This is a genomic window from Streptomyces sp. NPDC058985 (assembly GCF_042740985.1).
Taxonomy (GTDB): domain Bacteria; phylum Actinomycetota; class Actinomycetes; order Streptomycetales; family Streptomycetaceae; genus Streptomyces.
The window spans coordinates 219648-244939 of sequence record NZ_JBHYJX010000003.1; the positions used below are offsets into that span (position 1 = coordinate 219648).

General features: G+C 72.6%; 19 protein-coding genes and 2 pseudogenes. 14 read left to right on the top strand and 7 right to left on the bottom strand.

Going from position 1 to position 25292, the window contains the following annotated elements; all coding sequences use genetic code 11:
• Nucleotides 1-5 precede the first annotated feature (5 nt).
• On the bottom strand, nt 6-875 hold the full coding sequence (locus ACFW01_RS04080; protein ID WP_234956878.1) for a metallophosphoesterase: 870 nt from the start codon (nt 873-875) through the stop codon (nt 6-8).
• A gap of 251 nt (nt 876-1126) precedes the next feature.
• Here ACFW01_RS04080 and ACFW01_RS04085 point away from each other — a divergent pair, with 251 nt between their 5' ends.
• Nucleotides 1127-2290 (top strand): ATP-grasp domain-containing protein, encoded by a 1164-nt coding sequence (locus tag ACFW01_RS04085; RefSeq protein ID WP_234956877.1) that lies wholly within the window; start codon nt 1127-1129, stop codon nt 2288-2290.
• A 211-nt stretch (nt 2291-2501) separates the two neighbouring features.
• Here ACFW01_RS04085 and ACFW01_RS04090 read toward each other — a convergent pair whose 3' ends face one another.
• The gene (locus tag ACFW01_RS04090; protein WP_234956876.1) at nt 2502-3473 is read right to left on the bottom strand and encodes a hypothetical protein; all 972 of its coding nucleotides are present in this window, start codon (nt 3471-3473) and stop codon (nt 2502-2504) included.
• Between the two features lie 199 nt (nt 3474-3672).
• Here ACFW01_RS04090 and ACFW01_RS04095 point away from each other — a divergent pair, with 199 nt between their 5' ends.
• Nucleotides 3673-4500, top strand: coding sequence for an IclR family transcriptional regulator (locus tag ACFW01_RS04095; RefSeq protein ID WP_234956875.1), 828 nt, complete (start codon nt 3673-3675; stop codon nt 4498-4500).
• A 23-nt stretch (nt 4501-4523) separates the two neighbouring features.
• Nucleotides 4524-5091 (top strand): annotated as a pseudogene (locus tag ACFW01_RS04100) (carbohydrate-binding protein); the annotation flags it as partial.
• A 115-nt stretch (nt 5092-5206) separates the two neighbouring features.
• Here ACFW01_RS04100 and ACFW01_RS04105 read toward each other — a convergent pair.
• Entirely contained in the window at nt 5207-6127 is a 921-nt protein-coding gene (locus ACFW01_RS04105; protein WP_234956874.1) for an AraC family transcriptional regulator, read from the bottom strand.
• A gap of 157 nt (nt 6128-6284) precedes the next feature.
• Between ACFW01_RS04105 and tkt the strand changes: the two genes are divergently transcribed.
• Genes tkt through ACFW01_RS04140 form a run of 7 tightly spaced genes read left to right on the top strand, consistent with a single transcriptional unit; the run spans nt 6285 to nt 16321 of the window.
• Entirely contained in the window at nt 6285-8369 is a 2085-nt protein-coding gene (gene tkt, locus ACFW01_RS04110) for a transketolase (protein WP_234956873.1), read from the top strand.
• Nucleotides 8370-8422: 53 nt separating this feature from the next.
• Entirely contained in the window at nt 8423-9568 is a 1146-nt protein-coding gene (tal, locus tag ACFW01_RS04115) for a transaldolase (RefSeq protein ID WP_384502313.1), read from the top strand.
• The gene (zwf, locus tag ACFW01_RS04120) at nt 9565-11343 is read left to right on the top strand and encodes a glucose-6-phosphate dehydrogenase (RefSeq protein WP_234956871.1); all 1779 of its coding nucleotides are present in this window, start codon (nt 9565-9567) and stop codon (nt 11341-11343) included. The genes tal and zwf overlap by 4 nt, the downstream gene beginning before the upstream one ends.
• Nucleotides 11340-12275: a glucose-6-phosphate dehydrogenase assembly protein OpcA gene (gene opcA / locus ACFW01_RS04125; RefSeq protein ID WP_234956870.1), complete on the top strand. Its 936-nt coding sequence runs from the start codon at nt 11340-11342 to the stop codon at nt 12273-12275. The genes zwf and opcA overlap by 4 nt, the downstream gene beginning before the upstream one ends.
• The gene (pgi, locus tag ACFW01_RS04130; protein ID WP_384502314.1) at nt 12268-13920 is read left to right on the top strand and encodes a glucose-6-phosphate isomerase; all 1653 of its coding nucleotides are present in this window, start codon (nt 12268-12270) and stop codon (nt 13918-13920) included. The genes opcA and pgi overlap by 8 nt, the downstream gene beginning before the upstream one ends.
• A 1-nt stretch (nt 13921) precedes the next feature.
• Nucleotides 13922-14803 carry a phosphogluconate dehydrogenase (NAD(+)-dependent, decarboxylating) gene (gene gnd, locus ACFW01_RS04135; protein ID WP_234956868.1) on the top strand — a complete coding sequence of 294 codons (882 nt, stop codon included), beginning with the start codon at nt 13922-13924 and terminating at the stop codon, nt 14801-14803.
• 57 nt (nt 14804-14860) lie between these two features.
• Complete coding sequence (locus tag ACFW01_RS04140) at nt 14861-16321, top strand: membrane-associated oxidoreductase (RefSeq protein ID WP_384502315.1); 1461 nt, start codon at nt 14861-14863, stop codon at nt 16319-16321.
• On the opposite strand, the gene ACFW01_RS04145 is transcribed toward ACFW01_RS04140, so the two are convergent.
• Both ACFW01_RS04145 and ACFW01_RS04150 read right to left on the bottom strand, forming a co-directional pair.
• Nucleotides 16308-18113, bottom strand: a complete 1806-nt coding sequence (locus ACFW01_RS04145; RefSeq protein WP_384502316.1) for a bifunctional sugar phosphate isomerase/epimerase/4-hydroxyphenylpyruvate dioxygenase family protein — start codon at nt 18111-18113, stop codon at nt 16308-16310. The genes ACFW01_RS04140 and ACFW01_RS04145 overlap by 14 nt on opposite strands.
• A gap of 36 nt (nt 18114-18149) precedes the next feature.
• On the bottom strand, nt 18150-19037 hold the full coding sequence (locus tag ACFW01_RS04150) for a shikimate dehydrogenase (RefSeq protein WP_234956865.1): 888 nt from the start codon (nt 19035-19037) through the stop codon (nt 18150-18152).
• Between the two features lie 170 nt (nt 19038-19207).
• Here ACFW01_RS04150 and ACFW01_RS04155 point away from each other — a divergent pair, with 170 nt between their 5' ends.
• The 3 genes from ACFW01_RS04155 to ACFW01_RS04165 all read left to right on the top strand — a co-directional run bounded on the left by ACFW01_RS04155 (nt 19208) and on the right by ACFW01_RS04165 (nt 22746).
• Nucleotides 19208-19873, top strand: a complete 666-nt coding sequence (locus ACFW01_RS04155) for a TetR/AcrR family transcriptional regulator (RefSeq protein WP_234956864.1) — start codon at nt 19208-19210, stop codon at nt 19871-19873.
• Between the two features lie 179 nt (nt 19874-20052).
• The gene (locus ACFW01_RS04160) at nt 20053-21411 is read left to right on the top strand and encodes an MFS transporter (protein WP_234956863.1); all 1359 of its coding nucleotides are present in this window, start codon (nt 20053-20055) and stop codon (nt 21409-21411) included.
• Between the two features lie 105 nt (nt 21412-21516).
• A complete protein-coding gene (locus ACFW01_RS04165; protein ID WP_234956982.1) occupies nt 21517-22746 on the top strand; it encodes a serine hydrolase domain-containing protein in 1230 nt (409 codons plus the stop codon).
• A gap of 14 nt (nt 22747-22760) precedes the next feature.
• Here ACFW01_RS04165 and ribA read toward each other — a convergent pair whose 3' ends face one another.
• Entirely contained in the window at nt 22761-23423 is a 663-nt protein-coding gene (ribA, locus tag ACFW01_RS04170) for a GTP cyclohydrolase II (RefSeq protein WP_161327816.1), read from the bottom strand.
• Nucleotides 23424-23512: 89 nt separating this feature from the next.
• On the opposite strand from ribA, the pseudogene ACFW01_RS04175 reads away from it, so the two are divergent.
• Nucleotides 23513-24238, top strand: a pseudogene (locus ACFW01_RS04175) (creatininase family protein); the annotation flags it as partial.
• Here the strand turns inward: ACFW01_RS04175 and ACFW01_RS04180 are convergent.
• Nucleotides 24121-25278 carry a lysylphosphatidylglycerol synthase transmembrane domain-containing protein gene (locus ACFW01_RS04180; protein WP_234956981.1) on the bottom strand — a complete coding sequence of 386 codons (1158 nt, stop codon included), beginning with the start codon at nt 25276-25278 and terminating at the stop codon, nt 24121-24123. The pseudogene ACFW01_RS04175 and the gene ACFW01_RS04180 sit on opposite strands and share 118 nt — an antisense overlap.
• Between the last annotated feature and the right edge of the window lie 14 nt (nt 25279-25292).

A 25292-nucleotide genomic window follows, 5' to 3' on the forward strand; every position in this document is an offset into this window, starting at 1 on the left:
AGCGGTCAAGGGGACACCTCCTCGGACACCGGCGACGGCAGGATGCGGCGCAGTTGCCCCGGCGGACCGGTCCGCTTCCGCCACTCGCGCGGATAGCCCACCGAGACCTCCTCGAAGCGGACGCCCTCGTGCCAGGTGGTCCGCGGGATGTGCAGGTGCCCGTAGACCATGGTGGCGACCCGGAACCTGCGATGCCAGTCGGCGGTCCTGTCGGTACCGCACCACATGGCGAACTCGGGGTACCACAGGACGTCGGTGGGGTGACGGTCCAAGGGGTAGTGGTTGACGAGGACCGTCGGCAGTTCCGCCGGGAGCGCGGCCAGTCTGCGCTCGGTGTCCGCGACCCGCGCCCGGCACCAGGCCTCGCGGCTCGGGTACGGGTCGGGGTGCAGCAGGAACTCGTCGTTGCAGACCACGCCGGTGCCGTGCGCGTACGCCAGCCCCTCGTCCATGGTGGCGCACCCGTCGGGCAGGAACGAGTAGTCGTAGAGCAGGAACAGCGGTGCGACGACTGCCGGACCGCCGGCCCCCTCCCACACCGGGTAGGGGTCTTCGGGTGTGGTCACGCCCAGCTCGCGGCACACCTCGACCAGGTGTTCGTAGCGCGCGACGCCGCGGAGGGTGACCGGGTCCTTGGGATGGGTCCACAGCTCGTGGTTGCCGGGGGCCCAGACGACCCGGCGGAAGCGGTCCGCGAGGGTGCCCAGGGCCCAGCGGATGTCGGCGACGGTCTCCGCGACGTCACCGGCGACCAGGAGCCAGTCGTCGTCGGAGCCGGGCCGCATCTTCTCGACCAGCGCCCGGTTCTCCGCGTATCCGACGTGCAGGTCGCTGATGGCCCACAGCTCTCCCCGGCCACCGGACGTCGACGTCATCCCCCACCCCTTCGGCGTGCGCGTTTGCACGCCACGAGATCACATCCCCCACCCCGTCACAAGAGCGGCCCGCCCCGGCCCGGAGCATCCGTGTGACGCTCGTTGCGCTCGGGGGCGCGGGTACCCCTATGATCGCCCCAACACCACCGCCACGACTCTCCCTTCACGCAGAGCGGCCCCGGTGTCCCTCCAATCCCCTGGCCGGGCACGGCCCGCTTCGCCGTGCCCGCGAACCCCGAAAGGCGGCTTGCATGGTTTCTCCCGTACGCGTCTGGCTCAACCGTACGTACGCGGAGAACGTCTTCTTCATGGATCAGCTGCGCAGAAATCCCGCCGACCGGGCCGTCGAGATCCATGCCACGCACGGCGACCCGGACTCCCCGGTGCTGGCCGCCGCGGACACCGCCGACCTGGAGCCGGAGGGGCTGTCCCCGGCCGGCTACGTCGAGTACGCCCTGGCCCAGTGCGCGCGACGCGGCATCGACGTGTTCGTGCCCCGGCTGCACCAGTCCGCGATCGTGGCCCACCGCGCCGAGTTCGAGGCGGCCGGTACCGCGCTGCTCGCGCCGCCCCCGGAGGCGGTGGCGGTCTTCCAGGACAAGGTGATCGCCTACGAGGCGGTCCGCGCGATCGGCGTGCCGGTGCCGCCGTGGTGGCGGGTCCGCACGGCCGACGAACTCGTCCTCGCGGTGGAGGAGCTGGAGGCGCACGGTCACCGGGCGTGCTTCAAGCCGGCCTCCGGCGCGGGCGGCGTGGGCTTCCGGATGGTCACCCGGGACCCCTTCTCCCTCGCGCACCTGAACGGGTTTCCGAGCCCGTCCGTCCCGCTCCCGCTGGTCGTGGAGGCGCTGCGGGCGGCCGAGGAGCCGGTCGACTGGCTGGTGATGCCGCGGCTCGAACAGCCGGAGGTGTCGGTGGACTGCCTCACCGGCCCCGACAACCGGGTGCGGCTCGCGGTCGGCCGGACCAAGAACGGCCGCCGCCGCGGTTTCACGCTCCACGAGCAGTGGCTGGCGCCGGCGCGGCGGATCGCGGAGGCCTTCGGGCTGCACCACCTGTCCAACGTGCAGTTCCGGATGTACGGGGACCGGCCGGTCCTGATGGACGTCAACACCCGGCCGGCCGGCGGGCTGCACCAGCTGGCGCTGTGCGGGGTCAACGTGCCGTGGGCGGCCGTCCGGCTGGCCCTGGGCGACGACCCGGGCGAGCTGGAGCCGCCGTTCCTTGGCCAGGACTACTCGGTGGTGTCCGGCCCGCGCCCGCTGCGGCCGGTGTCGCTGCCCCCGCAGCGCACGGACCTCACCGCCGGTCCGGCCCAGGCGCCCGCCCCGGTGGCCCCGGTCCCGCTCGCGGCACGGTCCGCCCGCCCGCTGGACGTCCCCGCACCGGACCCGGCCGCGGGGGCTCCGGCCTAAGGTGCGGGTCCCGCTGAGGATCTCGCGGGCGACTTCGTCGGCGAGTGCCTCGCCTTGACCGGGCAGGTTCCGGCGTCGGGCGATGGCCTGCGCCATGCGGGTCGGCGGAGGCGCGCCGGCCCGCTTCGGTGCCGGTGCCGCCTTCTCGTGGCCGCCGGACAGGTCGTCGGCCTCGCCTTCGCCCCGCCCGCTATGATCACGGCGCTATTGATCACGGCGCTGTCGAACTGCGCTGCAAGGTGTACCGGTCGAGTGAATCCGGGTCGCCGATCCAGTAGAAGAGGACGGGCTTCTCCTCGGTGCCGCCGGAATGCCAGTCGATGCCCTCCATGCAGCCGCTGACCCGGAGATCGAGCTGCGGGGTTCCGGACGGCGATTCCCTCCGCGTCCACGAGCCGGAGCCACCGCACTGCTCGGGGGCGTCCCCGTCGTTCGCCGGCTCCGCGGTACGGGCCCCCAGATCGTCGGCCACCGCGGTGCCGTCCGCCCGGAGGACGAGGGTGCCGCCCTGGTCGTCGGTCCAGGTACCCACGAGCTTCGCGGCGGTGAGCCGTGGCGGCTCGTACAGCTGGATCAGGCCGGTCCCGTAGGCCACCAGGCCACCGACGAGGACCACCGCCGGCAACGTCACTCCGCAGACGGACACCACCCCGGCCAGACCGAACCGCCGACCGGTGCCGCGCATGACGGTCACGGCCCGTGCGCACAGGACGGCGGGCACCAGGCCGAGGAAAGCCGCGACGAGAACCAGCGGGAGCACCGTCCAACCGCCGCCGAGCAGCCCCGTCGGAACCCCGGAGCACACGGCGGCCACCGTGGCGAACACCCCGCAGGCGGCCAGAGACCGGCGCACCGTCTCCGGCCGCCCGGTCCTGCGGGCCGACCAGCGCGACAGCCGCACGACCGGCAGGACGGCCGCCGCCGATCCGATCAACGCCGCCAGGCCGAGCATGACCACGGTCACCACGGTCACGAGGAGATACCCGACGTAGGCCGGGAGGCCTGCGGCGAAGTAGTGCTCGTCCCGCAAGCCCGCCAGGAAGTAGACGACCAGCGCGAGCGCGCCCTCCGCCGCCAGCGTGACCGCCCCGGTCAGCCACGCGGCCGTCCAGCCCGCGCCGCCGACCCGCTCCGGCCCCGCAGGAGCCGTCGCCCCCTGTCTCTCCACCGTCCAGTGCGCCATCCCCGCCCCTTCCCTGCCATGTCCGCTACATCATCCACCTGACCTGCAGGACCGCCGCAGCAGGGGTGCCGGCCTCCCTCCCGTGTGCACCCTGGAGTCGATACGCGGCTGGGGCCTGTCACCTCCCCGGCGGGCCCCGTACGCTCGACCCCGCAATCCTCCCCCTTCTCGTCCCCTCCCCTCCGGAGGACGCCCGGCCATGACCGACCTCCCTCGCTCCCGCCCCAGCCCGGCCGAGCACACCCCCACCGCGCCCGAACGACTGCTCTCCGTCCTCGCCGCCTTCGACCACGGGCACCCGGCGCTGTCCCTGACGGAGATCAGCCGCCGGGCCGGGCTGAGTCTGACCACCGCGCACCGGCTGGTACGCGCCCTGACCCGGTGGGGCGCGCTGGAACGGGACCCGTCGGGCGTCTACCACGTGGGCCTGCGGCTGTGGGAGGTCGCCGCGCTCGCCCCGCGCGGCCTCGCGCTGCGGCAGGTCGCGCTGCCGTACCTGGAGGACCTGTACGAGGCGACGCACGAGAACGTGCAGCTGGCGGTGCGGGACGGCGGCGAGGTCGTCTACATCGAGTGGCTGGCGGGCCGTTCGTCGGTCGGCGTGCACATCCGCGTCGGCGCCCGCTGGCCGCTGCACGCCACAGGGGTCGGACTCGCCCTGCTCGCGCACGGCGAACCGGAGTTCCAGGAGGCGTACCGCGCGGGACCGCTCGCCTCCTTCACGCCGTACACGATCACCGACCCGGGGCTGCTGCGCCGGGTGCTGGCGGAGGTGCGGCGCACGGGCGCGGCGGTGAGCGACCGTCAGGTCACCGACGACGCGCTGTCGGTGGCCGCTCCCCTGTACGGCCCGGACGGGACGGTGACCGCGGCCGTCTCGGTCGTCGTACCGCACGCCGGTGCCCGGGTGCCGGCGCTCGTCCCGGCCGTGCGGGTGGCGGCGCGGGGGATCTCCCGGGCTCTGGGGTGGCGCCCGGAAGCCGCGGCGGGCAGCCGGGGCACGGAGGATCCCGGGCGGTGCTCGTGACCCTGCCGTGCGCCGCGCGGTTGGAGGAGATCCGCTTCTGCGTCGACGGCAACAACTTCCACACCGTCCGCGCCAACCAGGTCGACGCGACGACGTGGGCGAACGCCACCGACCACGGCTGCTTCATCATCCTCAACGTGGCGATGGGCGGCGGCTTCCCGGACGCCTTCGGCGGCGGCCGCGACGCCTACAGCGCCGTCGAGGCCGAGTCGTACGACGCCCAGTCCGGCACCGTGACCGAGGGCAGTTCGGCCGCGGGCGGCGGTCGCAACCTCGGTTGCCCTCGCCAACGGGGACTGGGTTCAGTACAAGGGCGTCGACTTCGGTTCGACACCGGCCACGCAGTTCAAGGCCCGGGTGGCGAGCGGCGCCCCGGCCGGCGTCAGCGGGCTGGTGGAGGTGCGCCTGGACAGCCGCACCAGTACGCCGGTCGGCAGCTTCGCCGTGGGCAGCACGGGCGGCCGGCAGTCCTGGCGCACGATCCCGGCGAACATCGGCTCGGTGACGGGCACCCACGACGTGTATCTGACGTTCAGCAGCGGGCAGCCCGCCGACTTCGTGAACGTGAACTGGTTCAGCTTCGGCCGCTGAGCCGCGAGCGGCCCGGCCACAACCCGGCCAACAAGCCCCCCGCAGGAGGGCGAAGGGGCTCCACACACCGTGGGGCCCCTTCGTCGTACGTCCGCAGGCGCCGGCGACCGGCCGCTCAGCGCAGCTCGGCGCGGAAGGCCGCCGGCGTCTGGTCGGTGTGCTGCTGGAAGAACTTGGAGAAGTTCGCCGCGTCCGGGAAGCCGACCGCCGCGCCGACCCGGCCGATCGGCATCTCGGTGTGGGCGAGGAGCCGTCTGGCCTCCAGGACCACGCGCTTGTCGATGAACCCCTTGGGCGTCTCTCCGGTGGCCGCGCGCACCGCGCGGACGAGGGTGCGGCGGGAGTAACCGAGCGCGTCGGCGTAGGCGCTGACGCTGTGATTGGTGGCGAAGCCCCGCTCGACCGCCTCGCGGAACAGGGTGAAGGTCGTGTCCCACGGCGTGTCCGCCCGCCCCTCGCGGGCCGCCTGGGCGGAGCTGACGGCCAGATGGGCCAGGCGGAGCAGGAACGCGGAGAGCGTGTGGCGCAGCACCGCGGTGTGCAGGCTGAGCGGCAGGGTCGTCGCGTCCTCGTACTCGCGCCGCAGTTGACCGAGGGCGGCGGTGAGGCCGGCCAGCCGCGCCTCGTCGGGGCGGAGCAGCGGGGGCAGGTCGTAGCGGTAGAGGCCGGTGGCCTCCACGGTGGCGCGCGGCAGGAAGCCGGGCTGCATGGTCAGCACGGTTCCGCGGTACTCGCTGTCCGGCGAGAAGCGGTGGACCTGTCCGGGCCGGATCCACAGCAGATCGCCGGCCGTGGCCTCGTACTCGGTGAAGTCGATCATGTGCCGGACCGGGCCGCCGGTGAAGAGCATGACGACGTGGAAGTCGATGCGGTGGACGCGGTGCAGCGGGGCGTGCGCGTGCCAGGTGCGGCCGGCGCCCATGGGACCGATCTGCATACCGACGCCGAGGAGGCTGAGATCGACCGGGAAGGGGAACGTTCTGATCCCGTCGCCGCCGCTGCCGTCGCCGCCGTCTTGGCTGTTTTCGTCCGCCATGTCCTTCTCGTGCCGTCCCGCCCGTGCGCCCCGGGCCCGGGGCGTGTCCCAGTTTCACCACAGGCTGGCACAGGACGACCTTCCCTCTCAAAAGTCAGACTTTTAAGTTTGAACGCGTCAGGCCAGGTATCCCGCTCCGATCGAGGATTTCTTGAAGATGAGCACGCAGACAGTGGACAGCGCGGACCGCTTCGCATGGACCGAACTCGACCGGCGTGCCGTCGACACCGCCCGCGTCCTGGCGGCCGATGCGGTGCAGAAGGTCGGGAACGGACACCCGGGCACGGCGATGGCCCTGGCCCCGGCGGCGTACACGATCTTTCAGAAGGTGATGCAGCACGACCCCGCCGACCCGGAGTGGACCGGCCGTGACCGCTTCGTCCTCTCCCCCGGCCACACGTCCCTGACCCTCTACACCCAGCTCTACCTCGCCGGGTACGAGGTGGAGCTGGACGACCTCAGGGCCTTCCGCACACACGGCTCCAAGACGCCCGGCCACCCCGAGTACGGACACACCGCGGGCGTGGAGACGACGACCGGACCGCTCGGCCAGGGCGTGGCCAACGCGGTCGGCATGGCGATGGCCGCCCGCTACGAGCGCGGCCTGTTCGACCCCGCGGCGCCCGCGGGCGAGTCCCCCTTCGACCACACCGTCTGGGCGATCGTCTCCGACGGCGACCTCCAGGAGGGCGTCTCCGCCGAAGCCTCCTCGCTCGCCGGGCACCAGCGGCTCGGCAACCTCGTCCTCCTCTACGACGACAACCACATCTCCATCGAGGGCGACACGGCGACCGCGTTCTCCGAGGACGTGCTCAAGCGGTACGAGGCCTACGGCTGGCACGTGCACCGCGTCCAGCCCGCCGAGAACGGCGACGTCGACGTGCGCGCGCTGTACGAGGCGCTCACCGCGGCGCGGGCCGAGACCGGCCGCCCGTCCATCATCGCCCTGCGCACGATCATCGCCTGGCCCGCCCCGAACGCCCGGAACACCGAGGCCTCCCACGGCTCCGCCCTCGGCGCGGACGAGGTCGCCGCCACCAAGCGCGTCCTCGGCTTCGACCCGGAGCTGTCCTTCGAGGTCGCGGACGAGGTCCTGGCCCACACCCGCGAGGCCCTGGACCGGGGCGCCGAGGCGCACGCCGCCTGGGACAAGCGGATCGCCACGTGGCGCGGCGAGCAGCCGGAACGCGCCGAACTGTTCGACCGCGTGGTCGCCGGCCGGCTGCCCGACGGCTGGGAGGACACCCTGCCGGTGTTCGAGACCGGCAGGTCCGTCGCCACCCGCGCCGCGTCCGGCAAGGTGCTCCAGGCGCTCGGCCCGGTCCTGCCCGAGCTGTGGGGCGGCTCCGCCGACCTGGCCGGGTCGAACAACACGACGATCGACAAGACGTCGTCCTTCCTCCCCGAGGGCAACCCCCTCCCCCAGGCCGATCCGTACGGCCGCACGATCCACTTCGGCATCCGCGAGTTCTCGATGGCCGCGGAGATGAACGGCATCGCGCTGCACGGCAACACCCGCGTCTACGGCGGCACCTTCCTGGTCTTCTCCGACTACATGCGCAACGCGGTGCGCATGTCCGCGCTGATGCAGCTGCCGGTGACCTACGTGTGGACGCACGACTCCATCGGCCTGGGCGAGGACGGCCCTACCCACCAGCCGGTCGAGCACCTGGCCGCGCTGCGCGCCATCCCCGGCCTGAACGTCGTCCGCCCGGCCGACGCCAACGAGACCGCGACCGTCTGGGCCGAGATCCTCCGGCGGCACGCCACCCACCCGGCCCCGCACGGCCTCGCCCTGACCCGGCAGGGCGTGCCGGTGTACGAGCCCGACCCGGACGCGGCGCGCGGCGGCTACGTCCTCGCCGAGGCGTCCACCGGCACCCCGGACGTCGTCCTGATCGCCACCGGGTCCGAGGTCCAGCTCGCGGTGGCCGCGCGGGAGACGCTGGAGGCGGAGGGCACGCCCACACGGGTGGTGTCGATGCCGTCGGTCGAGTGGTTCGAGGAGCAGCCGCGCGCGTACCGCGAGGGCGTGCTGCCGCCGTCCGTGCGGGCCCGGGTGGCCGTGGAGGCCGGGATCGGCCTGACCTGGCACCGGTACGTGGGGGACGCGGGCCGCATCGTCTCCCTGGAGCACTTCGGCGCCTCCGCCGACGCCGAGACCCTGTTCGCCGAGTTCGGCTTCACCGCCGGCCACGTGGCCGCCGCCGCCAGGGAATCCCTGGCCAGCGTCCGCGGCTGAGCCGACCGGATCCCACCCCGATCCGGACCCCGACCCGATCGCAGAAAGAGAAGATGATCACTGTGACCGAAGCAACCGCTACCGCGGGAGCACTCACGCGCCTGGCCGGCCAGGGCGTCTCCGTCTGGCTGGACGACCTGTCGCGGCGGCGGATCGAGTCCGGCAACCTCGCCGAGCTGATCAGGACGAAGAACGTCGTCGGCGTGACCACCAACCCCTCGATCTTCCAGGCCGCCATCGGCTCCGGGGAGGGCTACGAGGAGCAGCTGGCCGACCTGGCGACCCGGGGCGTCACCGTGGACGAGGCGGTCCGCATGATGACCACCGCCGACGTCCGCGCCGCCGCCGACGTGCTGCGCGGGGTGTACGACGCGACCGGCGGCCGGGACGGCCGGGTCTCCATCGAGGTCGACCCGCGCCTGGCCCACGACACGCGGGCCACGATCGCCGAGGCCCGCCAGCTGGCCTGGCTCGTCGACCGCCCCAACGTGATGATCAAGATACCGGCGACCAGGGCCGGTCTCCCGGCGATCACCGAGGTCATCGGCGCCGGGATCAGCGTCAACGTCACGCTGATCTTCTCCCTGGAGCGCTACGGCGAGGTCATGGACGCCTACCTCGCCGGTCTGGAGAAGGCGCGGGCGGCCGGCCTCGACCTGGCGGACATTCACTCCGTCGCCTCCTTCTTCGTCTCCCGCGTCGACAGCGAGATCGACAAGCGCCTGACGCTGCTGGGCACCGAGGAGGCCCTCGCCCTGCGGGGGAAGGCCGCGCTGGCCAACGCGCGACTGGCCTACGAGGCGTACGAGAACGTCTTCGCGGGGCACCGCTTCACCGCGCTGGCCGGGGCCCGCGCCAACCCCCAGCGTCCCCTGTGGGCGTCGACCGGGGTGAAGGACCCGGCATTCCGGGACACCCTGTACGTGGAGGAGCTGGTCGCTCCCGGCACCGTGAACACGATGCCGGAGGCCACCCTGGACGCCGCCGCCGATCACGGCGACGTGCGGGGCGACACGGTCACCGGCGGGTACGCCCAGGCCCGGGCGGATCTCGCGGCCGTGGAGCGGCTCGGTGTCTCGTACGACGAGGTGGTGGAGCAGTTGGAGCAGGAGGGCGTGGCCAAGTTCGAGAACGCCTGGCAGGACCTGCTCGATGCCGTGACGAAGTCCCTCGACAGCAAGGGAGTTGACGGGGAATGAGCGAGGAGCTTCCCGCTACGACGGTCCACGAGACCAAGGCGACGAAGGAAGCCAAGGAGGCCCGCACGGCCCGGGAGGCCGCGGGGCCGCTGCACGCCGAGGAGGCCGAGGAGTCCAAGGCCGCCGGGGCGGCGAAGGCGGCCGGTCCCGCCAAGGCGCCGCGGAGCGCGAAGAAGACCGGGCCGGCCCGCGCCGCCAAGGGGGCGAAGGCGAGAGCGGCCGACGGCAAGGCCGTCACGCCCGTGGCACCGCTCGACTGGAGCAACCCCCTGCGCGATCCGCAGGACCGCCGTCTCCCTCGTATCGCCGGCCCCTCCGGACTGGTCATCTTCGGCGTCACCGGCGACCTCTCGCGCCGCAAGCTGATGCCGGCCGTGTACGACCTGGCCAACCGCGGCCTGCTGCCGCCCGGCTTCTCGCTGGTCGGCTTCGCCCGCCGGGACTGGGAGGACCAGGACTTCGCCGAGGTCGTGCACGACGCGGTCAAGGAGCACGCCCGGACGCCGTTCCGCGAGGAGGTCTGGCAGCAGCTCTCCGAGGGCATGCGGTTCATCCCGGGTGACTTCGAGGACGACGACGCCTTCGAACAGCTGCGCAAGGCCGTGGAGGAGCTGGACGCCTCCCGCGGCACCAGCGGCAACTACGCCTTCTACCTGTCGGTGCCGCCGAAGTTCTTCCCGAAGGTGGTCCAGCAGCTCAAGAAGCACGGACTGACCGACGCCCCGGAGGGCTCCTGGCGGCGCGCGGTGATCGAGAAGCCGTTCGGGCACGACCTGGACAGCGCCCGTGACCTGAACGCGCTGGTGCACGAGGTCTTCGACCCGGAGCAGGTCTTCCGCATCGACCACTACCTGGGCAAGGAGACCGTCCAGAACATCCTGGCGCTGCGCTTCGCCAACCAGATGTACGAGCCGATCTGGAACCGCTCCTACGTCGACCACGTGCAGATCACGATGGCCGAGGACATCGGCATCGGCGGCCGGGCCGGCTACTACGACGGCATCGGCGCCGCCCGCGACGTCATCCAGAACCACCTGCTCCAGCTGATGGCGCTCACCGCCATGGAGGAGCCCGCCTCCTTCGACGCGGCGTCGCTGCTCACCGAGAAGCTGAAGGTGCTGAAGGCGGTGCGGCTGCCCGACGACCTCGGCGACCACACCGTGCGCGGCCAGTACGCGGGCGGCTGGCAGGGCGGCGCGCAGGTGCCGGGCTACCTGGAGGAGGACGGCATCGACCCGGCCTCCACCACCGACACCTACGCGGCGATCAAGCTGGGCGTCGACAACCGCCGCTGGGCGGGCGTCCCGTTCTACCTGCGCACCGGCAAACGGCTGGGCCGCCGGGTCACGGAGATCGCGGTCGTCTTCCAGCGGGCCCCGCACTCCCCCTTCGACTCCACCGCGACGGAGGAGCTGGGCGAGAACGCGATCGTCATCCGCGTCCAGCCCGACGAGGGCATGACGGTGCGCTTCGGCTCCAAGGTGCCGGGCACCTCGATGGAGATCCGGGACGTGTCCATGGACTTCGCGTACGGCGAGTCGTTCACGGAGTCCAGCCCGGAGGCGTACGAACGGCTGATCCTGGACGTCCTTCTGGGCGACGCCAACCTGTTCCCGCGCCACCAGGAAGTGGAAGAGTCCTGGCGGATCCTCGACCCGATCGAGCAGTACTGGGACACGCACGGCAGGCCCGCCCAGTACGACTCGGGCGGCTGGGGACCGCGGGAAGCCGACGAGATGCTCGCACGAGACGGACGGAGCTGGCGCAGGCCATGAGGATCGACCTGACCGACACCACGGCAAGCAAGATCAACAAGGCGCTGGTGCAGGGCCGCCGGGCCATCGGCACACCGGCCGTGGGCATGGTGCTCACGCTGGTCATCGTCACCGACGAGGAGAACGCCTACGACGCGGTCAAGGCGGGTGAGGAGGCCTCGCACGAGCACCCCTCGCGCACCCTGGTCGTCATCAAGCGCCACCCCCGCAACCTGCGCGACCGCACCCGCTCCCACCTGGACGCCGAGGTCCGGGTCGGCTCCGAGGCCGGCACCGGCGAGACCGTCGTCCTGCGCATGTACGGGGAGGTGTCCGAGCACGCCGACTCGGTCGTGCTGCCGCTGCTGCTGCCGGACGCCCCGGTCGTCGTGTGGTGGCCGGTGGACGCGCCGGACAACCCCGCGGGCGACCCGCTGGGCGCGCTGGCGCAGCGCAGGATCACCGACCTCTACGCGGTCGAGCGGCCGATGGAGGTCCTCGCCCGCCGGGTCCGCTGCTACGCGCCCGGCGACACCGACCTCGCCTGGACCCGGCTGACCCTGTGGCGGTCCATGCTGGCGGCAGCGCTCGACCAGGCGCGGGTGCCGGTGACCTCCGCGGTGGTGGAGGCCGAGGCGGACAACCCGGCGGCCGAACTGCTGGCCCGCTGGCTGGAGGCACGCCTCGGCGTCACCGTCGACCGCGTGGTCACCGACGGCCCGGTGGTCACGGCCGTCCGGCTCTCCACCGCGAACGGCGAGATCGTCATCGACCGCCCGGAGGGCCCGCTCGCCACGATGACCCTGCCCGGTCAGCCCCCGCGCTCCCTCGCGCTGAAGGTGCGCCCCACCTCCGAACTGATCGCCGAGGAGCTGCGGCGCCTCGACGCCGACGAGATGTACGCCATCGCCCTGCGCGGCGAGGCCGGCAAGGAGACCCCCGTTCATGTCTGACTCCCCGAAGCTCAACCGGCGCCCCGAGTGGACCGCGCTCGCGGACCACCGCACGGACGCCATGGCGCGACCGGACCTGCGCGAGCTGTTCGCCGCCGACCCCGGGCGCGCGGAGCGGTACGTCGTGCGCGTCGGCGACCTGCGCATCGACTACTCCAAGCACCTCGTCACCGACGAGACGCTGGCCCTGCTCCAGGACCTGGCCTCGGCCACCGGCGTGTTCGGGCTGCGTGACGCCATGTTCCGCGGCGAGCGGATCAACATCACCGAGGACCGGGCGGTCCTGCACACCGCGCTGCGCGCCCCGCGGGACGCGGTGGTCGAGGTCGACGGCGAGAACGTCGTGCCCAGGGTCCACGCCGTCCTCGACAAGATGGCGGCCTTTGCGGACAAGGTCCGTTCCGGCGAGTGGACCGGTCACACCGGGCGGCGCATCCGCAATGTCGTCAACATCGGCATCGGCGGCTCCGACCTGGGACCGGCGATGGCGTACGAGGCGCTGCGCGCCTTCACCGACCGTTCGCTGACCTTCCGGTTCGTGTCCAACGTGGACGGCGCCGACCTGCACGAGGCGGTGCGGGACCTGGACCCGGCCGAGACGCTGTTCATCGTGGCGTCCAAGACCTTCACCACCATCGAGACGATCACGAACGCGACCTCGGCGCGCTCCTGGCTGCTCGACGCCTACGACGGCGACGAGAAGGCGGTGGCGAAGCACTTCGTGGCGCTGTCGACGAACGCGGAGAAGGTCGCCGGGTTCGGCATCGACACGGCCAACATGTTCGAGTTCTGGGACTGGGTCGGCGGCCGCTACTCCTACGACTCGGCGATCGGGCTGTCCCTGATGATCGCCATCGGCCCGGACCGCTTCCGGGAGATGCTCGACGGCTTCCGCATCGTCGACGAGCACTTCCAGAACGCCGAGGCCCCGGCCAACGCGCCGCTGCTCCTCGGACTGCTGGGCATCTGGTACGGCAACTTCCTCGACGCGCAGTCGCACGCGGTGCTGCCGTACTCGCACTACCTGTCGAAGTTCACCGCGTACCTCCAGCAGCTCGACATGGAGTCCAACGGCAAGTCCGTCGACCGCGAGGGCCGCGACGTGGAGTGGCAGACCGGGCCGGTGGTCTGGGGCACGCCCGGCACCAACGGGCAGCACGCCTACTACCAGCTGATCCACCAGGGCACCAAGCTGATCCCGGCGGACTTCATCGGCTTCGCCCGGCCGGTCGGCGAGCTGAGCGACGGACTGAAGGCCCAGCACGACCTGCTGATGGCCAACTTCTTCGCCCAGACCCAGGCCCTCGCCTTCGGCAAGACCCCGGACGAGGTGCGCGCCGAGGGGGTGCCGGAAGAACTGGTCCCGCACAAGACGTTCCGCGGCAACCACCCCACCACCACGATCCTCGCCACCGAGCTGACCCCGTCCGTCCTCGGGCAGCTCATCGCGCTCTACGAGCACAAGGTGTTCGTACAGGGCGCCGTCTGGAACATCGACTCCTTCGACCAGTGGGGTGTCGAACTGGGCAAGGTGCTCGCCAAGCGCGTCGAGCCCGCCCTGACCGAGGGGGCGGACGTGCCCGGCCTCGATCCGTCCACGGCCGCGCTGGTGGCCGCCTACCGCGAACTGAAGGAAGTGCACTGACATGCAGATCGGTCTTGTGGGTCTCGGCAAGATGGGCGGCAACATGCGCGAGCGTCTGCGCAACGCCGGCCACACCGTCGTCGGATACGACACCAATCCCGAGCGGGCCGACGTGAACAGCCTGGTCGACATGGTCGAGCAGCTGGACCGGCCGCGTGCGGTCTGGGTGATGGTGCCGGCGGGTGCCGCCACCCAGCACGTCATCGACCAGCTGGGTACCCTGCTCCGGCACGGCGACACGGTCATCGACGGCGGCAACTCCCGCTGGACGGACGACGAGCGGCACGCCGAGGAGCTGGCCAAGCACGGCGTCAACTTCGTCGACGCCGGTGTCTCGGGCGGGGTGTGGGGCCTGCAGAACGGCTACGCCCTCATGGTCGGCGGCGAGAAGGAACACGTCGACGACCTCAAGCCGATCTTCGACGCGCTCAAGCCGGACGGCCCGTACGGGTTCGTGCACGCCGGCAAGGTCGGTGCCGGGCACTTCTCCAAGATGGTCCACAACGGCATCGAGTACGCCATGATGCAGGCCTACGCCGAGGGCTGGGAGCTGCTGGAGAAGGTCGACTCCGTGGACAACGTCCGCGAGGTCTTCCGGTCCTGGCAGGACGGCACCGTGATCCGCTCCTGGCTCCTCGACCTGGCCGTCAACGCCCTCGACGAGGACCACCACCTGGAGAAGCTGCGCGGCTACGCGGAGGACTCCGGTGAGGGCCGCTGGACCGTCGAGGCGGCCATCGACAACGCGGTGCCGCTGCCGGCGATCACGGCCTCCCTCTTCGCGCGGTTCGCGTCCCGGCAGGACGACTCGCCGCAGATGAAGATGGTCGCCGCGCTGCGCAACCAGTTCGGCGGGCACGCCGTGGAGGCGTCGAAGAAGTAGCGCGCCGCGCCGGCGACACGTTGACGTGACCGGCCGGTTCGGGTCAGAGTCCCCGCGATGGAGATCAACGACCTGACACCGGCCGAGGCGCGCGTCTGGCGGGCGTTCGCCACGGGCACGGCGGTGGACTTCCGCACCGCGGACGACGAGGACCCCGCCGACGGCGCCTCCTGGGGGCCCGAACGGACCGTGAGGGCGGCGGTGTTGCGCTCCCTGCTCCTCGACGGCCCCCGGGAGGACGGCGAGGTGCCCGCGCTGAGCCTGGCCGGCGCCCGCGTCACCGGGCGGCTGGAGTTGCAGAACGCGGAGGTCGATCACCCCGTCCGGTTACGGCACTGCCACTTCGGCGAGGCGCCGCGGCTCTACGCGGCGCGGCTGCGCGAGCTGAACCTGAGCGAGTCCGTGCTGCCCGGACTGATCGGGCACGCCGTGCGGGTGGACGGCGTACTGCGCCTGACCCGCGCCCGGTTCGGCGGGATGGTGCGGCTCGGCGGGGCGGAGGTCACCCGCAGCCTGTACCTGGAGAGCACGCGCATCCACGACCCGGACGCCGAGGGGCCGGTACTCCAGCTGAACCAGGCGGTGGTCGGGGCCGACCTGTGGGCGCCGGGCCTGCACGTGCGGGGCGAGGTACGCCTCAACGGGGCCCGGGTGACCGGGACGGTCAACCTCACCGACGCGGTGCTCGACCGGCCCGGCGGCACCGCCGTCCAGGCCGAGACGCTCACGGCCGAGGCCGACGTGCTGATGCGGCACGCGGACGTCCGGGGCCGGCTGGAGCTGCGCGGCGCGCGGATACCCGGCCGGCTGGATCTGTCGCACGCCCGGCTGGCCAACCCCGGCGGGACCGCGCTGCGCGCCAGCAGTTGCGTGATCGGTGAACTCTGGCTGCGCGAGGGCCCGGTGGTACGGGGCACGCTCAACCTGCGCCGCGCCCAGGTGGAGGTGCTCTTCGTCCAGCCGGACGTGGTGGCGGACTGGGTCCAGCTCAACGATCTCACCTACACGTCGCTCATCCCCCACGAGCCCGCCGAGCGGCGGCTGCCGATGCTGGAGATGGGCGACAGCTACCTCCCCTTCACCTACGAGCAGTTGACCGCCGCCTACCGCCGGATCGGCGACGACGACGCGGCCCGGCTGGTGCAGCTCGCCAAGCAGCGGCGGCGGCGCCGCACCCTGCCCTGGTACGGCCGCCTGTGGGGGCACCTCCAGGACGTCACGGTCGGCTACGGCTTCCGGCCGCTGCGCGCGGGCGGCTGGCTGCTGTCGCTGCTGGCGGCCGGCTCCCTCGCGTACGGGCTGCACCACCCGCCGCCGCTCAAGCCGCAGGAGGCCCCCGACTTCAACCCGGTGTTCTACACGCTCGACCTGCTGCTCCCGGTGATCTCCTTCGGCCAGGAGAACGCCTTCTCGCCCGAGGGCTGGTACCAGACCCTGTCCTACGTCCTGATCATCACGGGCTGGATCCTGGCCACGACGGTGATCACCGGCCTGACCCGCACCGTCAGCCGCCAGTGAGGCCGCGCGCCGCGTGCTGGGCGGCCAGCCGCACCGGCGCGTTGGCCGCGCCGTAGCCGCGGTGGCCGCCGTCGCGCTGGACGAGTTCGAAGAAGACCCGTCCGACGGTGCGGGTGTAGCAGTGCCGGAACTCACCGTACGCGTCGCGGTCGTAGAGGATGCCCAGCTCCCGGTACGTCTCCAGCTCGCCGTCGGCGAACTCGAAGCGGGCCGCGAGATCGTCGTGGTAGTTGGCGGGGATCGGCAGCAGCGTGCCGCCGGCGGCGCGGAAGGCGCGGGCGGCGGCGACCACGTCGTCGGTGGCCAGGGCGATGTGCTGGGCGTGCGCGGTGTCGTCGACGGGTGCCGCGCCGACCGTCAGGACGATCCGGACGGCGCCGTCGTCCGTGCTGACGGCGCGGCTGCGCAGCAGTCCGTAGGGGTCGGCGACGTCCACGCTCTCCTGCGGGCGCAGCCCGAGGACGGCACGGTGGAAGAGCGCCGCCTCGTCGAACTGGTGCCAGGGCTGGGTGAGGGAGAGGTGGTCGACCCGCCAGGCGGCGTCGGCTTCGGCCACCGCCCCGGTCTCCTCGAAGTCCGCCCGCCAGTCGGGCAGTCCGGGGCGCCCGGTGGCGCAGAAGAACAGCTCCGTGCCGTCGGGAGCGGCCACCGCCTCCAGCGGGGCGTCGCCCGGCGCGCGACGGCGCGGCAGCACCGGGGAGAGCAGTGCCTCGGCGCGTCGGGCCGCGCCCCGCGGATCCGGCGACTCCAGGCCGACGGCGGCCAGCCGGGTGCCGTCGCGGCGTTCGGCGGGACCGGTGTTGACCAGGACCCGGGCCTCGCCGCGCTGCCAGAGGTCGACGGGTTTGCCCCGGTGCCGTGCGGTGCGGGCGAAGCCCAGCGCGCCGAGCACCGCCGAGACGGGCGCGGCGTCGGGCGTGACCAGCTCGGCGAAGGCGACCCCGGTGGGTGCGGCGGGCGCGGGCGGGGCCGCGAGCCCGACGCTCTCCTGGAGGGTGAGCAGGGAGCGCCGGGCGTCCACGGCGGTGGGTCCGGCCTCGGACTGCCGGAAGACGTCGTTGAAGACCTCCAGCGACAGGGGGCCGGTGTAGCCGGCGCGCAGCACGTGGCGCAGCAGTCCGGCGACGTCGAAGCCGCCCTGGCCGGGGAAGCAGCGGTAGTGGCGGCTCCACTGGAGGACGTCCATCGCGAGCAGCGGGGCGTCGGCGAGCTGGAGGAAGAAGATCTTGTCGCCGGGGATGTCCTCGATCCCTTCGAGGTCCTTGGGGTCACGCGCGCGCGAGAGGATGTGGAAGCTGTCCAGGCAGGTGCCGAGCGCGGGGTGGTCCGCCCGCCGGACGACGCGCCAGGCGTGGTCCCAGGTGTTGATGTGGCGGCCCCAGGCGAGCGCCTCGTAGGCGACGCGCACCCCGTGCTCCCCGGCCAGGCCGGCCAGGCGGCTGAGCTGCCCGGCGGCGAGGTCGTCGTCGTCCACGGCGTGCGGGGAGACGCTGGAGCAGACCAGGACGGTGTCCGTGCCGAGCCTGTTCATCAGCTCGAACTTGTGCCGGGCGCGGCGCAGCGCGCGGGCGAACTCCTCCTCGGGCAGCGCCTCGACGTCCCGCATGGGCTGGTAGAGGTCGATGGTCAGGCCGAGGTCGGCGCAGCGGGCGCGGATCTCCTCGGGGGTCAGCGGGCTGGCCAGCAGGTCGTTCTCGAAGATCTCCACACCGTCGAAGCCGGCCCGGGAGGCGGCCGTGAGCTTCTCGGTGAGGGATCCGCTGAGGGAGACGGTGGCGATCGACGTCCGCACGTCGGTACCTCTTCCTACTCGGGTCCTACTCGGGTCCTACTCGGGTCCTAGCTGGGCACCCACGGCGCCGGCCAGGCCGGCGATGTCGGCGAGCATCCGCACGGCGTCGGGTTCCCGCCCGGTGAACAGCCGGAACGCGTCCACGGCCTGGAAGACGGCCATGCCGCCGCCGTCGAGGGTGGCGCAGCCCAGCGCGCGGGCGGTGCGCAGCAGCTCGGTCTCCAGCGGGCGGTAGACGACCTCGGCGACCCACAGCCCGGGGTGCAGCAGCCCGGCGGGCAGCGGCAGCCCGGGGTGGGCGGCCATGCCGGTGGGGGTCGCGTGCACGATGCCGTCAGCGCCGGTCAGCAGGCCGGGCAGCGCGTCCGGGGTGGCGCAGGCGGCGCGCCCGTCCCCGAAGTGCCCGTTCAGCTGGGCGGCGAGGGCGGCGGCCCGCTCGGGCAGCGCGTCGACGACGGTCACGCGTCCGGCGCCCAGGGTGAGCGTGGCGTGGGCGACGGCCGCGCCCGCCCCGCCGGCGCCGAGCTGCACGATCCGCTCCAGCGGCGCGTCGGACAGCCCGCGGGCGAAGGAGGCGGCGAAGCCGGTGACGTCGGTGTTGTGGCCGGTCGCGCGGCCCGCGTCGTCGAAGACGACCGTGTTGACCGCGCCGAGCGCCTCGGCCTGCGGGGCGAGCGCGTCCAGGTGCTCGATGACGAGCTGCTTGCACGGGTGGGTGATGTTCAGCCCGTCGAAGCCCAGGTCCCGGGCGGCTCGCACCAGGTCGCCCACCGCCTCGGGCGGGACACCGAGGCGGTCGATGTCGATCAGCCGGTACAGGTAGCGCAGGCCCTGCCGGCCGGCCTCCCGCTCGTGCAGTGCCGGACTGAGTGACGGGCCGATGCCGGAGCCGATCAGTCCGACGAGAAACGAGTCCTTGGCCACCGGGGACGACCTCCTGAGCTGCTCGGGCCGCTGCCCGAGCGAACAATGTACGAACCAGTACGTTAGTCATAGCAGAAGGGCGGGGCGTGAGGGAAGGCGGAGGCTTCTACAATCACCGGCACGCCCTCAGCACGCAGTCCCGCCCAAGCCGCCGCAGCCGAAGGAATCCGATGACCAGCGTCGACGAACCGGCACGAACCGGCACGCGCACCCGCGACGCCGCCCGCACCCGGGCCGAGATCCTCGACGTGGCGACGCGCGAGTTCGCCCGGGCCGGCTTCGACGGGGCCCGGGTCGACGAGATCGCCGCCCGCACCCGCACCACCAAGCGGATGATCTACTACTACTTCGGCGGCAAGGAGCAGCTGTTCACGGCCGTGCTGGAGCGGGCGTACGGCGTGATCCGGGAGGCCGAGCAGCAGCTCGACGTCGACCACCTGGACCCGGTGGCGGCCATCCGGCGCCTGGCCGAGGTGACCTTCGACCACCATGAGCGGCACCCGGACTTCATCCGCCTGGTCAGCATCGAGAACATCCACGACGCCGAGCACATCGCGTCCTCGGAGATGCTGGCCAGCATCGGCTCCCCGGCGCTCGACGTGATCCGCCGGATCCTGGACGAGGGGCAGCGCTCCGGCCTCTTCACGGCCGACGTCGACGCCGTCGACCTGCACGCGATGATCAGCTCCTTCTGCTTCTTCCGGGTCGCCAACCGGCACACCTTCGGCGCCCTGTTCGGGCGCGACCTGGTCGCGCCGGACCAGCGCGAGCACTACCGGGCGATGCTGGGCGACATGGTGATCGCCTATCTGACGGCGGAGCGCGCGGCGGACTGAACGCCGGCGCCTCGGGACGACCGGACCCCTTGACACGTGGGAAACCTGCGCGCAACATCCCTTCCCAACCGCGACTAACTACCCAGTGGGTTAATTAGCCGAGCGGCCGACGGCACCTTCCGCGCCGTCCTCCCCTCCGCTCACTCCGCCTACGGTGGAGTCCCCCGAAGGAGCAAGCCGTGTCCGTCCCCGCCCCCGCGTCCCAGGGCGCCGCCCCGCCCGGCCAGCCGAAGAAGGCCGCCACCGCCGCCTGGATCGGCAGCGCGCTGGAGTACTACGACTTCTTCATCTACGGCAGCGCCGCCGCGCTGATCTTCCCCGAGGTCTTCTTCGACGAGTCCGACCCGGCCACCGCGACCCTGCTGTCGCTGGCCACCTTCGGCGTCGCGTACGCCGCCCGCCCGGTCGGCGCGTTCTTCCTGGGCCACATCGGCGACCGCATGGGCCGCAAGAAGATCATGGTCTTCACGCTGATCCTGATGGGCGTCTCGACGTTCCTCATCGGCTGTCTGCCCACGCGCGACCAGGTCGGCACCCTCGCCCCGGTCCTGCTGGTGCTGTGCCGGATCCTGCAGGGCATATCGGCGGCGGGTGAGCAGGCCAGCGCCAACTCGATGACCCTGGAACACGCGCCGGGGCACAAACGCGGCTTCTTCACCAGCTTCACCCTCAGCGGCACCCAGGGCGGGCAGCTGCTCGCCACCCTGGTCTTCCTGCCCGTCGCCGCGCTCCCCGAGGAACACCTGCTGGCCTGGGGCTGGCGGGTGCCGTTCTGGCTGAGCGTGGTGGTCGCGGTCGTCGGCTACGTCATCCGCCGCAAGCTCGACGAGACGCCGGCCTTCGAGCAGCAGGCGGCCACGGAGGGCGTCGTGAAGATGCCGCTCGCGGTGCTGGCCCGGGACCACTGGGCGGACGTCCTGCGGGTGGTCGCGGGCGCGCTCATCGCCTCGGTCAGCACCATCTTCACGGTCTGGGCGCTGGCGTACGCCACGAGCGACTCGGTCGGCATGTCCCGTACCGCGATGCTGTGGGTGGGCGCCCTCGCCAATGTCGTGGCGCTCGGCGCGATCCCGCTGTGGGCGACGCTGTCCGACCGGATCGGACGTCGCCCGGTGTACCTGATCGGCGCGGTCGGCAGCGCGGTGACGATGTTCCTGTACCTGTGGGCGATCTCCACCGGCTCCTACCCGCTGACGTTCCTGCTGGGCATCATCGCCTTCGGCGTGGTCTACAGCGCCGCGAACGGCGTCTGGCCGGCCTTCTACGGCGAGATGTTCTCCACCCGGGTCCGCCTGTCGGGCGTGGCGATCGGCACCCAGATCGGTTTCGCGGTGGCCGGGTTCGCGGTGACCTTCGCGGCGCAGATCGCCGGTCCGGACGGCGACGACTGGTTCGCGGTGGCGCTGTTCACGGCCGCGCTGTGCGTCCCGCCGGTGATCGCCGCGCTCACGGCCCGCGAGACCCACAAGGTGGCGACGGAGCGTCTCGGCCAGCGGGCTGCCCGGGAGTCGGCCGAACCGGAGACGGTCACGGCCTGACCGCCGCGGGGCCGGTGGATCATGAGCGGGGATCCGAGTTCCGAAGGGGGGTACGCGGGGTATGCCGGACGGGTCTTCGACGAACGACCGAGGAGAACGATGGCGATGCCACCCCTGCGGCAGGAGACCGACGCGGGCGCGGCCGGGCTGGACGCCGAGGCGCTGGACCGGCTCGACCTGCACTTCGCCCGGCAGGTGGACGAGGGACGGCTGCCCGGCTTCCTGGTGGCCGTCGCCCGCGGCGGACGCGTCGCGCATCTGACGGTGCACGGCCTGCGGGACCGCGCGGCCGGCCTGCCGGTGACGGCCGGCACCCTGTGGCGGATCTACTCCATGACCAAGCCGGTCACGTCCGTCGCCGTGCTGACGCTGGTGGAGGAGGGCCGGCTGTCCCTGGACGATCCGGTGGCCCGGTACCTGCCGGCCTTCGCCGAGCCGCGGGTGTACGTCCGGGGGTCCGGTGACGACACCGTCACCCGGCCCGCCGAGGGTCCGGTCCTCGTCCGGCACCTGATGACCCACACGGCCGGGCTGACCTTCGGCTTCTACCACTCCCACGCCGTGGACGGGCTGTACCGGGCGGCCGGTCTGGAGTCGTCGGTGCGGCCGGGCGCGGACCTGGCCGAGACCGTCGACCTGTACGCGAGCCTGCCGCTCCAGTTCGAACCGGGCACCGAGTGGAACTACTCGGTGGCCAGCAACGTCCTGGGGCGGCTGGTCGAGGTGGTGTCCGGACAGCCGCTCGACGCGTTCTTCGCCGCCCGGATCTTCGGCCCGCTCGGCATGACGGACACCGGCTTCCACGTCACCGACGAGCAGGCGGAGCGGCTGGCCGAGCTGTACGGCGAGGCGGACGACGGCTCCATCGAGCCGGTGCCCGGCCTGCCGCTGCAAGGCCGGCCGCGGCTCCTGTCGGGCAGCGGCGGCCTGGTCTCCTCCGCGTACGACGTGCACCGCTTCGCCGAGATGCTGCGGCGCCGCGGCGCACTCGACGGCGTCCGGGTGCTCGCCCCCGGGACGGTGGACCTGATGACCCGCAACCACCTCCCCGGCGGCGCCGACCTGCGCGCCCTCGGCAGCCGTCCCGCGCACGACCGGCCCGGCAACGACGGCGTCGGCTTCGGTCTCGGCGTCTCCGTGGTGACCGACCCGAGCCGCACGCAGTCGCCGTCCGGCCCGGGCACCTACGGCTGGAGCGGGGTGGCCACGACCACCTTCTGGGTCGACCCGGGCCGTGACCTGACGGTGCAGTTCATGACCCAGGTGCGGCCCCGGTCCTCGCACACCGTGTATCCCGACCTGAAGCGGCTCGTGCACGAGGCCCTCACGGACTGATCCGGCCGCCGGGGTCAGGACGTCAGGTGGGCCAGCGCGTCCAGGTGCGGCAGGTGGTGGTCGAGGCGCTCCCGCTTGGTCCGCAGATAGGTGATGTTGCTCTCGCACGGCGGGATCAGCAGCGGCACCTCTTCGGCGACCTGGATGCCGTGCCGCACCAACGCCTCACGCTTGCGGGGGTTGTTGGACATCAGGCGCACCGACCGCACCCCGAGGTCGCCCAGGATGCGGGCGGCGACGCCGTAGTCGCGGGCGTCCACCGGCAGGCCGAGGGCGAGGTTCGCCTCCACCGTGTCCAGGCCCTCCGCCTGCAACGCCATCGCGCGGAGCTTGGCGAGCAGCCCGATGCCGCGTCCCTCGTGGCCGCGCAGGTAGACGACGACACCGCTGCCCGCGGCGGCCACCGACCGCAGTGCGGAGGCCAGTTGGTCACCGCACTCGCAGTGCTGGGAGCCGAAGGCGTCGCCGGTCAGGCACTCCGAGTGCAGCCGGGTGAGCACACCCTCGGCGCCCAGGTCGCCGTAGACGAGCGCCACTTGCTCGTCGCCGCGCTCGTGGTCGAAATAGCCGAAAGCCCGGAATTCCCCGTACACGGTGGGCAGCGGCGTCACCACGACGCGTTCCACGTCCGTGCGCTGCGATGCCTTCTTGCCGAGTACACCAATTTTTTCTGTCATGATTCTCGCGTTCCTCAACAGATCTCTCAGCGGATCTCTCAGCAGATCTCTCAACTGGTTGCCCAACAGCGACGAAAGGCCGTGCGGGAATGGATGCTTCACTGGTGCCGGCGGACACCTCGGAGGACGTGCGCAGGCGGGGCGCCGAAGTCCCGCGTCAGGTCGCGGTGTTGCCGGTGGGCAGCTTCGAGCAGCACGGCCCGTACCTGCCGCTGGCGACCGACACGCTCGTCGCCTGCGCCGTCGCCCGGGAGATCGCCGCCGCGTACCCGGTGCACCTGCTCCCGCCGGTGACCATCGGCTGCTCGCACGAGCACGCGGACTGGCCGGGAACCGTCAGCATCTCCTCGGTGACCCTCCACGCGGTGGTCGGGGACATAGCCTCCTCGCTGCGCCGCTCCGGTGTCGAGGCCCTGGTCGTGGTCAACGGGCACGGCGGGAACTACGTACTGGGCAACGTCGTCCAGGAGTCCTCCGCGCGCGGCGAGCGGATGGCGCTGTTCCCGGCCGCGGAGGACTGGGAGGCGGCGCGGCAGCGGGCGGGGGTGACCACCTCGCTGCTCTCCGACATGCACGCGGGGGAAATAGAGACCTCCATTCTTCTGCAGGCGCACCCCGAATCGGTCCGGCCCGGTTACGAGACCGCCGACTTCGTCGCTGACGACCGGCGTCATCTGCTCTCCCTCGGCATGTCCGCCTATACCGATTCCGGTGTCATCGGGCGCCCTTCGCTGGGTTCGGCGGAAAAGGGGAAGGAACTGCTGGCGAGCCTCGCGGATTCCTTCGGGACGTATTTCTCCTTCCTGACCGCGGAGCCGACCGCCGATCCGAGCGCCGGTCCGACTGCCGGTCCGACGGCTGAGAAGAGGCCGGGGCGCCCGTAGGAGCCGTCGGGGCGCGCGAACCGGCGGACGACGAGGACGACGACACCGGGCAGGCTCGCCACGAAGCTGAGCACCCCGTACACCACGGCCACGCCCAGCCCGGTGCCCGCGCCGAGCCCGGCCGCGCCGAACGCCCAGGCGGTGACGCCCTCGCGGGGGCCCCAGCCGCCGACGTTCAGCGGCAGCCCCATGGCGAGCAGCGCCAGCACGGCCAGCGGGGTGAGTTCGGCGACGGTGGCTCCGCTGCCGGCCACCCGGGCGGCGAGCCCGAACATCACCAGGTGTCCGGCGAGTACGACGACGGACGACACCGCGACGCCCGGCAGGTTCCGCCGGGACAGCAGCCCCTGGCGCGCCTCGCCGAGCCTCGCCCGCAGGGCCCGCCCGCCGCGCGCCGGCGCCCGGTTCATGCGCAGGGCGACGAGCACGGCCAGCGCGCCCAGCACGGCCAGGGTGACGAGCGGGGCGGCGCGCCGGGCCTCGCCCAGCACCGGGGACGGCAGCGTGAGCAGCACGACGGCGCCGACACCGATCAACGCGAGCTGTCCGGCGACCCGTTCGAGGACGACGGCCCGCACCCCGCGCCCCAGGTCGCCGGCGCTCCGCCCGTGGTGCACCGCGCGGTGCACGTCGCCCAGGACGCCGCCTGGGAGGGCGGCGTTGAGGAACAAGGCACGGTAGTAGTCCGCGACGGCCGGTCCGAGGGGCAGCCGGATGCGCAGTCCCCGGGCCACCAGGGCCCAGCGCCAGGCGCTGAACACCGTGGTGACCAGCCCGATGCCGAGCGCCGCGAGCACGGTCGGCGCGTCGATCCGGCGCAGCCCGTCCAGGAAGACGCCGGTTCCCATCCGCCACAGGAGTACGCCGAGGATGGCGGTGCCCGCCAGGGTCCCGAGGTGGGCGCGCAGGGCGCGGCGGGCCGGGCGTGCCGCGCCGGCGGGGGTGTCCGGGCGGGGCGGTGTGCGCCGCAGGTCCGCCGGTACGG